Here is a 10085-nt window from a genome sequence, read left to right on the forward strand (position 1 = left end):
CGGCCGGCGCCTCGGCCGCCTCGACCGTGACCCGGAGCCGGCGGGACCGGTCGCCGGCTCCGCGCCGCAGGGCGAGCACCACCCGCGCCGGCTGGCCGCCCACCTCGGCCGGCGGCGGCCTGACGACCTCGTCGCCCTCGACCGGGCGGTCGTCGACCGACTCGACGAGGCCGCCGACCCGCACCCCCGCCCGAGCCGCCCCGCCACCCGGCCCGACGTCCACGACCACCCGCTCGGGGAACAGCGCGACGAGCCGAAGCCGAGCTCCCTGTCCGGCCGCCAGCGTCCGCGCCTCCTCCGAATGAGCAGGAAGCTGTGGCGGTCGCCGAGCTCGAAGCGCACCCAGCGGACGGCGTCGTAGGTCGCTGTCCTGGACGCCGAGGCGCCGGCCAGCCGCCGGGCCTCGACCCGCACGGCCGGCCAGTCGACCCGGTCGCCGTAGAGCGCCCGCTGCCGGACCAGGTCGAGCGTGTCGTCGACGGAGCCCGCCGGCAGCTCGCCCCCTTGGCGTGGTCGTCACCGCGCCCCGTGCCGTCGTCTCCGATGGCGGCCCGGCCGACCACCGTCGTCACAGGCCACGGCGGCGCCGGCCAGGAGCAGGCACACGGCCGGCACCCGCCGACGCATCGGGTCCACGCATCCCGAGCCGCCGGATGCTGTGCGCGGGGTTTTCCACATTCTTGGCGGAGTCGTCCAATTCGGGGGGGCCGGCGGCTAGGGTGCGGCCATGCCTGTCAAGCACCCCGCCGATCGGGGCGAACTGGGGCGGCGCGGCGAGGCGCTCGCCTGCGCCCGGCTGACCGCGGCCGGGCTGCGGATCGTGGCCCGCAACTGGCGCTGCCGGACGGGCGAGATCGACGTGGTCGCCGAGGGTCCCGGGCTGCTGGTGTTCTGTGAGGTCAAGACCAGGCGTGGCGACGGCTACGGGACCCCGGCGGCCGCCGTCAACGCCGCCAAGCAGGCCCAGCTCCGCAGGCTCGCCGGGGCCTACCTCCGTGCCACCCCGCACCGGCCCTGCAAGGTCCGCTTCGACGTCGTGACCGTTGTCTGGCCGCGCTCGGGCCAGCCGCGGGTCGAGCACCTGAAGGGGGTGCTCTGACGATGCTGGCCCGGCTGGCCACGGCCGCGCTGGTCGGCCTCACCGCCTACCCGGTCGGGGTCGAGGTCGACATCGGCCGCGGCCTGCCCGCCGTGACCGTCGTCGGGCTCGGCGGGACGGCCGTGCTGGAGGCGCGCGACCGGCTCCGGGCCGCGTTCGGCAACACCGGCTACGAGTGGCCGGACCGGCGGATCACCGTGTCCCTCCCTCCGGCCGACCTGCCCAAGCAGGGCTCCGGGTTCGACCTGCCCATCGCCGTCGGCCTGCTGGCCGCGGCCGGGTGGGTGCCGCCGGACGCCCTCGAGGGGCTCTGGGCCATCGGCGAGCTCGGCCTCGGCGGCGACGTCCGCGCGGTCAAGGGGGTGCTGCCGGCGGCCCTGGCGGCCCGCCGGTCGGGCGCCCGGCTCCTGGTCGTCCCCCAGGCCAACCTGGTCGAGGCCGCGCTCGTCCCCGACCTGCGGGTGGCCGGCGCGGCGTCGCTCGAGCAGGTCGGGGAATGGCTGGCCGGCCGGGCCGATCTCAGCCGCCCCGGCGCCCGGCCGGAACCCCCGGTCCCCGCGGTCGAGGACCTCGCCGACATCCGCGGCCAGCTCCAGGCCCGCCGCGCCCTCGAGATCGCCGCCGCGGGCGCCCACAACCTGCTCCTCACCGGCCCACCCGGCGCGGGCAAGACCATGCTGGCCAGGCGCCTCCCGGGCCTGCTCCCACCCCTCGACCAGGACGAGGCGCTCGAGGTCACGCAGGTGTTCTCCGCCGCCGGGCTCCTGGGCCCGGACGCCGGCCTCATCAGGGTCCGGCCGTTCCGCGACCCCCACCACGCCATCTCCGTCCCCGGCCTCGTCGGCGGCGGCCAGGTCCCCCGACCCGGCGAGGTCAGCCTGGCCAACCACGGCGTCCTGTTCCTCGACGAGCTGCCGGAGTTCTCGCGGGCCGCCTGCGAGGCCCTGCGTCAACCTCTGGAGGAGGGTGAGGTCACGGTCTCGCGGGCCATGACCAGCGTCCGCTTCCCGGCCCGCTTCGCGCTGGTCGCGGCGGCCAACCCGTGCCCCTGCGGGCACCTGGGGGACAGCCGGTTCGCCTGCCGGTGCAGCCTGTATGACCTGCACCGCTACGCCAGCCGGCTCTCCGGGCCGTTGCTGGACCGCATCGACCTGTACGTCCAGGCCGAACGGCTCACCGCCGACGAGCTGACCGGCGCGGCCGACGCCGAGCCGACCGCACAGGTGCGGGCCCGAGTGCTGGCCGCCCGCTCGGTCCAGCGGCGCCGCCAGGGCGCCGAGAACGGCCGCCTGGCCTCGGCCGACCTGGCCGCCCACTGCCAGGTCGGGCCGGCCGCCCGCCGCACCCTGATGACCGCCGTCGACCGCCTCGGCCTCAGCGCCCGCGGGTTCCACCGTGCCCTCCGCGTCGCCCGGACGATCGCCGACCTCGCCGGTTCCGACCTGGTCGAGGACCAGCACGTCCGGGAGGCCCTCGGCCTCCGCCACCTCCCGATCATCGGCGACCGGGAGGCGCAGCACGTATGACGCCGCCCGCCTGGAGCGTTCGGTGGACTGACCGCCGGGAACCGGCCGGCTGGTGGTGTCCGCGTGGCTGAGGGGGAGGGTCGGCCGGCGTGGTGGACTCCCCGGGCGGGGGAGCGCGAGGTGCTGCTCTCGCTGGCCGCGACCCCGGGGCCGTTGCCGGCGGCGGTGGCGACCCGGCTGGCCGAGGGCAGGGACCCGGCGAGCCTGCTGCGTGCCCACAGCCCCGAGCCCGGTGTCGCGGCCGCGCGGCTCGCCGCCCTCGGCCTGCGGCTCCTGGTACCCGGCGACGACGGCTGGCCGCTGGCGGCGACGCCACCCGACCCACCCTGCGCCTGGCTCTTCATCGCCGGGCCGGCCCCGCCCGGGGCGGCCACGTCGGTCGCGGTCGTGGGCGGCCGCCGGGCCTCGCCGCTGCGGCGGGCCGCCGCCCGCTCCATCGGCAGCGGCCTGGCCAGGGCCGGCTGGTGCGTGGTCAGCGGCGGCGCCGTCGGCGTGGACGCGGCCGCCCACGCCGGCGCCCTCGACGCCGGTGGACGCACCGTCGTCGTGCTCGGCTGCGGCCTCGACGTCCCCTATCCGCGCGCCAACACCGGCCTGTTCGCTAGAGTGCGGGACGCCGGCGGCACCCTGACGAGCGAGCACCCGCCCGCGAGCCAGCCCAGGGCGGCCCACTTCCTCCCCCGCAACCGCCTGATCGCCGCCCTGTCGGCCGCCGTGGTGGTGGTCGAGGCGGCCGAGGACTCGGGCAGCCTCTCCACGGCCAGGGCCGCCGGCAGCCGCGGCCTCGGCCACGTGCTCGTCCTCCCCGGCGCTCCCTGGGACCCGGGCGCCGCCGGCTGCAACCAGCTCATCCGCGACGGCGCCACCCTGGTCGGCAGCCTCACCGACATCCTCGAGGAGCTCGGCGCCACGGCCGGCGGCGGCGCCACCGGCGCGCCCGCGTGGCCCGGTCTCGAGGCCTCCGCCCGGGCCGTCCTGACCGCGCTGATCGACGGCCGGCTCATCAGCCCGGGTCGCCTGGCCGCCACAACCGACCTGGCTCCCGCCGCCCTGGACGCCGCCCTCCTCGACCTCGAGCTGGCCGGTCTGATCCGCCGCACCGCCGCCGGCGTCCAGGCCGTCGGCCTCCCCGGCGGTCCCGCCCCCACCCGGCGACCCGCCCCGGCACCCGAACCGCGCGGTCCTCCGGCATGAGAAGGCCACCGGGTCCCTCCCAACCACGCGAGGGTGCTTGAGCACGGCGGGTCGGGTGGGGATGATGATCCCGATGGCCGACAACCTCGACGAACGCGACCCGGTACGGCGCGGGACCCAGCGCGACCCGGAACCGGTTGCGGGTCAGGACGACCCGGACGGGCTTGCCCCCCTGGGGCGGGATGCGTTGGAGGCGTTCGTGGCCCACCTTCGTGACGAGCGGGGGCTGTCGGGGCATACGGTGGCCGCGTACCGGCGGGACCTGACGCAGTTCCTGCAGTTCGCCGGGAGGGCCGGGGTCACCGATCCGGCCGAGGTGGAGCCGCTGCTGCTGCGGCGGTTCCTGGCCCTGCAGCGCACGCGGGGGCTCGCCGCCGCGTCCATCGCGCGCAAGGGCGTGGCCCTGCGGACGGCGTTCCGGTTCTTCGCGCGCCGGGGGCTGGTTCCCGACGACCCGGCGACCGGGCTTGGGGTCCCCCGAGGGTCCAGGCGCCTTCCCGTCGTCCTCAAGCAGGGCCAGGTCGACCGGCTGCTCGCCACGCCCGACCCGGCCGACCCGGTGGGCCTGCGCGACCGGGCGATCCTCGAGCTCCTGTACGCGACCGGGATCCGGGTCGGGGAGCTGTGCGGCCTCCGCCTGGGCGACGTCGACCTGGCGGCCGACACCGTCCTGGTGCTCGGCAAGGGCGCCAAGCAGCGGATCGTGCCGTTCGGGGAGCCGGCCCGGGCCGCCCTCCTCGACTACCTCGTGAAGGGTCGCGCCGCCATGCTCCCCGGCCCGTCCCGGCCGGCCAGCGCGACCCCCGCGAGGCGGGACGGCGCCGACGACCGCGAGGCGCTGTTCTTCAACCGGCGGAGGCGGCCGATGACCCAGCGGGACGTGCGGGGGATGCTGGAACGGTACCGGGTGGCCGCCGGGGCGCCCGCCGGGACCAGCCCGCACACGCTGCGCCACAGCTACGCGACCCATCTGCTGGAGGGAGGTGCCGACCTGCGGGTCGTGCAGGAGCTGCTGGGGCACGTTGCCCTGACCACGACCCAGACCTACACCCACGTCTCGAACGATCGGCTACGCCGCGTCTACGAGCAGGCGCATCCGCGCGCCTGAGCTGACGAGGCGAGCCGGGGCGCCGACCGCCAGGCACGGCGAGCCGGGTACCCAACGCCGCCACGGCCGACACGGTCGTGGCCGGCCGGGTCTCGGTCGGCCTGCCACCGGACATCGAGCAGCCGGCCTGGTGTCTACGGCATCGTCGGCCTGATCGACGCGACCGAGCATCGCCCTCGTGGTCGTCGGGGTGGTGGCGGCCCTCGCCGTCGCCGTCCTGCTCGACGCGCCGACGTCGGTGTTCCTGGTCGTCGCCCTGGTGATCGCGTTCTCGTTCCTCACGATGTGCTCCAGCCGGGGCCGCAGGCGCCGAGCGCGAGCAGGCCGGGCCGCCGGCCGACGAAGCCATCCACAGTTTCGTGAACCACGGCCCGCTGGCCGATCCCGCCGGGTAGCGTCGGCCCAGTCGGAACGACGCCGTCGCGGTCACGCCCTGGCGTCCTGAGGAGCCTGGAGTCCCGGATGTCGACGACCTGCCCCGAGCCGGCGGGAAGGCCTTGGCCGGGCTGGGCGCCGTTCCTCCTGGCCCTCCTCTTGACGGTCGGGGCGTTGGCGCCCGTCGCCGCGCCCGCCGCGGTGGCCGAGCGTCCCCCCCCGCCGCCGCCGACGCCGGGGCCGCCGACCGCGGCGCCGGATCGCCCTCGGGTGCCGCCGCTGTGGATGCCGTTGGCCGGCTCGGTGGTGCGGGGGTTCGACGCGCGTGCCGGGCCCTACGGTCCCGGGCACCGGGGGATCGACGTCGCCGCCTCCGTTGGGGAGGTGGTGCGGGCGCCGGCGGCCGGGGAGGTCGTGTTCGCCGGCCCGGTCGCGGGGACCACCTGGGTCAGCGTCCGGGTCGCGGCGGGGGTCGTGGTGACCGTCGGCCCGCTGCTGGACGAGGTGGCGCCCGGGGGCCGGGTTCGAGCCAGAGCCCCGCTCGGGCGGGTCGGCCCAGGGCACGGGCCTGGTCCGGTCGGCGGAGCGCAGACCCTGCACCTGAGCGTGCGGGTGGACGGGGAGTACCTGGATCCCCTGGCCTACCTGGTCGACCGGCCCAGGCCCCGGCTCGCCCCATTGCCGGCGCCTGGTGCGCTGCCCAGCCCCTGACCAGCACTGGGCTGGCAGGGGCGGGCCGGTGGGGCGGGAGCTGGGGGGCTTGTGCTATCGTCCGCCGCGGGCCCGGGAGTCCGGGCTACAACGCACGCCCGTCGACGGGACTCGACGGTGCCCGCTCCGGGGAACCCGAGCGGGTCGAGGACCCGGAACCCCCACGATCCGACGACTGTGGGAGCACAGCGGGCGGAGGCCGAACCGGAACGGCAGGGAGGAACAGGCGTGGCAGTCGTCACCATGCGCCAGCTGCTCGAAGCTGGCGTCCACTTCGGGCACCAGACCCGGCGCTGGAACCCGAAGATGAAGCGCTTCATCTACGGCGAGCGCAACGGCATCTACATCATCGACCTGCAGAAGACCAGCGCCGCCATCGAGTCGACCTACGGGTTCCTGCGCGACACGGTGGCCAGGGGCGGCAACGTGCTGTTCGTCGGCACCAAGAAGCAGGCCCAGGAGTCGATCAAGACCCAGGCCGAGCGGGTCGGGATGCCGTACGTGAACTTCCGCTGGCTGGGCGGGATGCTGACCAACTTCGCCACCATCTACAAGCGGCTCCAGCGGCTCAAGGAGCTGGAGGCGATGGTGGCCACCGGCGCGACCGACGTGCTGCCCAAGAAGGAGGTCCTGCGGCTCGCGCACGAGCGCGAGAAGCTGGAGCGGAACCTGGGCGGCATCCGCGACATGACCCGGCTGCCGGCCGCGATCTGGGTGGTCGACACCCGCAAGGAGCACATCGCCGTGACCGAGGCACGCAAGCTCGGCATCCCGGTGGTGGCCATCCTCGACACCAACTGCGACCCGGACGAGGTCGACTACCCGATCCCCGGCAACGACGACGCCATCCGGGCCGGGAGCCTGCTCACCCGGATCGTGGCCGACGCGGTCGCCGAGGGGCTGGGGCTGCGCAGCCAGTACGCGGCCGAGGCCGCCGGCAAGGAGGGCGCGGCCCCGATCTCGGCCAGCCCCGCCGACGAGGAGCCGCTGGCCGAGTGGGAGCGCGAGCTGCTCGAGTCCGACGGCGGCGATGCGGCCGAGGCCAGCCGCTTCGGGCGCGCCGAGAGCGCCGCGGCCCCGGCGGCGGACTCCGCCGCCGACCAGCCGGCCTCGCCCGCCGACAAGCCGGCGGCCACCGGCCGCGGCGGGGCCCAGGGCGCCGCGGGCCGGAGCGGGGCCCAGAGCTCCGGCGGCCGGGCCGCGGCCCCGTCACGGGGCAAGGCCAAGGGCGCGACCCAGCCCGAGGCCGCCGCCGAGCCTGCCAAGGCCGAGACCGAAGTCCCCGAGCAGGCCACGCCCGAGGGCGGGACCACCCAGCCCGAGGCGGCCGCCGAGCCGACCACGGCCGACGTCGAGATCCCCGAGGACGCCACGCCCGAGGGCGCGACCACCGAGCCCGAGGCCGGAACCGAGGCCGCCGGGGCCGGCACCCCGGCGGAGGCCGAGGGAGAGACCCAGGCCGAGGCCACCCCGGCGGAGGCCGCCGAGGAGGCGGCCGACCCGACCAACGAGACCCGTTCGCCCCGGGTCTAGCGGACCGCCCGGGCCGGGAGCCCACCCGACACCGACCGAGCATCGACAGCGCAGCAAGGAGCACCACCCGACATGGAGATCACGACCGCTCAGGTCAAGGCCCTCCGGGACGCCACCGGGGCCGGAATGATGGACTGCAGGAACGCGCTGCGTGAGGCCGGCGGCGACCTGGACAAGGCCACCAAGCTGCTGCGCGAGGCCGGCAAGGCCGGCGTCGAGAAGCGGGCCGGCCGCAGCACCACCCAGGGTGTGGTCGACGCCTACCTGCACACCCCCGACCCGAACCTGCCGCCCAAGCTGGGCGTGCTCGTCGAGCTCGACTGCGAGACCGACTTCGTGGCCAAGACCGACGAGTTCCAGCGACTGGCCCACGAGATCGCCCTCCACATCGCCGTCTCCGACCCGACCTACGTGCGGCGCGAGGACGTGCCCGAGCACGTCATCGAGAAGGAGAAGGAGATCTACGCCAGCCAGGCCGAGGGCAAGCCCGAGCACATCGTCGAGAGGATCGTCGAGGGCAAGCTCAAGGACTACTACAAGCAGGTCGTGCTGCTCGACCAGCCGTACATCCGCGACGACAAGCAGTCCATCCAGGACCTGCTCGACACCTACTCGGCCAAGGTCCGCGAGAAGCTGGTCCTGCGCCGCTTCTCCCGTTTCAAGGTCGGGGAAGGCGCCTGACCCGTTCCTGGGAGCCGATCGGTCGGGCGGGCGGAGGAGCGAAGCCATGGCATATCGGATGGTGGGGGACCAGCCGGAGCCGGTCGACAGCGGGGAGGGCAAGCCCCGGTTCGAGCGGGTCGTGGTGAAGCTGTCGGGGGAGGCGTTCGCCGACACCAGCGTCGGGTTCGGGCTCGACTACGGCAAGATCGACGGCGTGGCCAGGCAGCTGGTCGAGGTCCTCGACCTGGGCGTGCAGGTCGCGGTCGTGGTCGGCGGAGGCAACATCGTCCGCGGGTCGGCCGCCGAGGCGGCCGGGATGGACCGGGCCAGGGCCGACTACATGGGCATGCTGGGGACGGTCATGAACTGCCTGGCCCTGCAGGACGCCCTGGAGCGCCGCCAGGTCGTGACCCGGGTGCAGACGGCCATCCAGATGACCCAGATCGCGGAGCCGTACGTCCCGCGGCGGGCCGTGCGCCACCTGGAGAAGGGGCGCATCGTGATCTTCGGGGCGGGCATGGGCGCCCCCTTCTTCTCGACCGACACCACCGCCGCCCAGCGGTCGCTCGAGATCGGCGCCGAGGTCATCCTCATGGCCAAGAACGGCGTCGACGGGGTCTACGACGCCGACCCCAAGAAGCACCCGGAGGCGCGCAAGTTCCTCTGGCTCGACTACCTGGAGGCGATCCGGCGCGAGCTGCGGGTGATGGACACCACCGCCCTGTCGTTGTGCAAGGATCACGACCTGCCCATCATCGTGTTCGACCTGCTCACCGAGGGGAATATCCGGCGGGCGGTGTGCGGCGAGCCGATCGGCACGGTGGTCGGCCCGAACGACGTCGTCGAGGCAGACGAGACGCAGCGAGGGGAGCCAAGGTGATCGAGGACACGCTCCGGCAGGCGGAGACGAAGATGAGCAAGGCGATCGACGTGGCCAAGGAGGAGTTCAGCGGGATCCGCACCGGCCGCGCCAACCCGGCCCTGGTCAACCGCCTCCAGGTCGACTACTACGGCACCCCCACCCCGCTGCAGCAGCTGGCCGGCATCTCCGCCCCGGAGGCCCGGCTGCTGGTGGTCTCCCCCTACGACCGCAACGCCGCCGCGGCCATCGAGAAGGCCATCCGCAACTCCGACCTTGGCATCAACCCGGCCAGCGACGGCCAGGTCATCCGCCTCGCCTTCCCGCAGCTCACCGAGGAGCGCCGCAAGGAGTACGTGAAGCTGGCCAAGCACCGGGCGGAGGAGGCCAGGACCAGCATCCGCAACGTCCGCCGGCACGAGAAGGACGCGCTGGAGCGCCTGGAGCGCGACGGCGAGATCTCCCAGGACGAGCTGCGCCGGGCCGAGCAGCGCCTCCAGGGCATCACCGACAAGTACGTGGCCGAGGTCGACACCCTGCTCCAGCACAAGGAGCGGGAGCTGCTCGAGGTCTGAGCGTCGGTGGCTGAGCCGGCCCCGATCGACCCCGCCGGAGCCGGGGCGGGGATGCCGCGGCGCGAGCCGGGCGCCCGGGCCGGGCGAAACCTGCCGCTGGCCATCGTCACCGCGCTGCTCCTGGCCGGCGTCCTCCTCGGCTCGCTGGTCCTGTCGCGGCCGGCGTTCATAGCCTTCCTGCTCGGGATCGTCACCCTGGCCCTGCTGGAGCTGCTGAACGTGCTGCGGGCGCGGGCCACCCGCCCGGCCGGGCCGGTCGTCCTGGCCATGGGGGCGCTGCTGGTCGCCGGGGCCTACCTGGAGGGGCCGTCGGCGCTGTCGTTCGGGCTGCTGGTGACCATCCTGGCCGCGTTCGGCTGGGACCTGGTCGACCGGGGGCGCACCGAGGTCACCCGCAACGTCGCCGCCACCATCTTCGCCGTCGTGTACGTGCCGTTCATGG

At 75.2% G+C, this 10085-nt stretch carries 10 protein-coding genes and 1 pseudogene; 10 read left to right on the forward strand and 1 reads right to left on the reverse strand.

Going from position 1 to position 10085, the window contains the following annotated elements:
* Positions 1 to 229, reverse strand: a 229-nt coding sequence (locus VF468_02515; GenBank protein ID HEX5877185.1) for a hypothetical protein, incomplete at its 3' end; no start/stop codon positions are given.
* Between the two features lie 498 nt (positions 230 to 727).
* Between VF468_02515 and VF468_02520 the strand changes: the two genes are divergently transcribed.
* The 10 genes and pseudogenes from VF468_02520 to VF468_02565 all read left to right on the forward strand — a co-directional run.
* A complete protein-coding gene (locus tag VF468_02520; GenBank protein ID HEX5877186.1) occupies positions 728 to 1099 on the forward strand; it encodes a YraN family protein in 372 nt (123 codons plus the stop codon).
* 2 nt (positions 1100 to 1101) lie between these two features.
* On the forward strand, positions 1102 to 2625 hold the full coding sequence (locus VF468_02525) for a YifB family Mg chelatase-like AAA ATPase (protein HEX5877187.1): 1524 nt from the start codon (positions 1102 to 1104) through the stop codon (positions 2623 to 2625).
* A 63-nt stretch (positions 2626 to 2688) separates the two neighbouring features.
* Positions 2689 to 3819, forward strand: coding sequence for a DNA-processing protein DprA (gene dprA, locus VF468_02530; protein HEX5877188.1), 1131 nt, complete (start codon positions 2689 to 2691; stop codon positions 3817 to 3819).
* Between the two features lie 73 nt (positions 3820 to 3892).
* Positions 3893 to 4927 carry a tyrosine recombinase XerC gene (locus tag VF468_02535; GenBank protein HEX5877189.1) on the forward strand — a complete coding sequence of 345 codons (1035 nt, stop codon included), beginning with the start codon at positions 3893 to 3895 and terminating at the stop codon, positions 4925 to 4927.
* 462 nt (positions 4928 to 5389) lie between these two features.
* Positions 5390 to 6013 carry a M23 family metallopeptidase gene (locus VF468_02540; GenBank protein HEX5877190.1) on the forward strand — a complete coding sequence of 208 codons (624 nt, stop codon included), beginning with the start codon at positions 5390 to 5392 and terminating at the stop codon, positions 6011 to 6013.
* Between the two features lie 243 nt (positions 6014 to 6256).
* Positions 6257 to 7141: pseudogene (gene rpsB / locus VF468_02545) on the forward strand (30S ribosomal protein S2).
* Positions 7142 to 7618: 477 nt separating this feature from the next.
* A complete protein-coding gene (locus tag VF468_02550) occupies positions 7619 to 8227 on the forward strand; it encodes a translation elongation factor Ts (GenBank protein HEX5877191.1) in 609 nt (202 codons plus the stop codon).
* A 58-nt stretch (positions 8228 to 8285) separates the two neighbouring features.
* Positions 8286 to 9089 (forward strand): UMP kinase, encoded by an 804-nt coding sequence (gene pyrH, locus VF468_02555; GenBank protein HEX5877192.1) that lies wholly within the window; start codon positions 8286 to 8288, stop codon positions 9087 to 9089.
* Positions 9086 to 9643 carry a ribosome recycling factor gene (gene frr, locus VF468_02560; protein HEX5877193.1) on the forward strand — a complete coding sequence of 186 codons (558 nt, stop codon included), beginning with the start codon at positions 9086 to 9088 and terminating at the stop codon, positions 9641 to 9643. Before pyrH ends, frr begins: the two co-directional genes overlap by 4 nt.
* Positions 9644 to 9649: 6 nt before the next feature.
* The coding region (locus VF468_02565) for a phosphatidate cytidylyltransferase (protein ID HEX5877194.1) at positions 9650 to 10085 on the forward strand (436 nt) is incomplete at its 3' end.

Source organism: Actinomycetota bacterium, from assembly GCA_036280995.1.
Classification (GTDB): domain Bacteria; phylum Actinomycetota; class CALGFH01; order CALGFH01; family CALGFH01; genus CALGFH01.

Bases quoted from the DNA above. Each gene is read 5' to 3' on its own strand.
- VF468_02520 (HEX5877186.1), top strand. From the start codon at position 728: ATGCCTGTCAAGCACCCCGCCGATCGGGGCGAACTGGGGCGGCGCGGC.
- VF468_02525 (HEX5877187.1), top strand. From the start codon at position 1,102: ATGCTGGCCCGGCTGGCCACGGCCGCGCTGGTCGGCCTCACCGCCTAC.
- VF468_02535 (HEX5877189.1), top strand. From the start codon at position 3,893: ATGGCCGACAACCTCGACGAACGCGACCCGGTACGGCGCGGGACCCAG.
- VF468_02540 (HEX5877190.1), top strand. From the start codon at position 5,390: ATGTCGACGACCTGCCCCGAGCCGGCGGGAAGGCCTTGGCCGGGCTGG.
- VF468_02550 (HEX5877191.1), top strand. From the start codon at position 7,619: ATGGAGATCACGACCGCTCAGGTCAAGGCCCTCCGGGACGCCACCGGG.
- pyrH (HEX5877192.1), top strand. From the start codon at position 8,286: ATGGTGGGGGACCAGCCGGAGCCGGTCGACAGCGGGGAGGGCAAGCCC.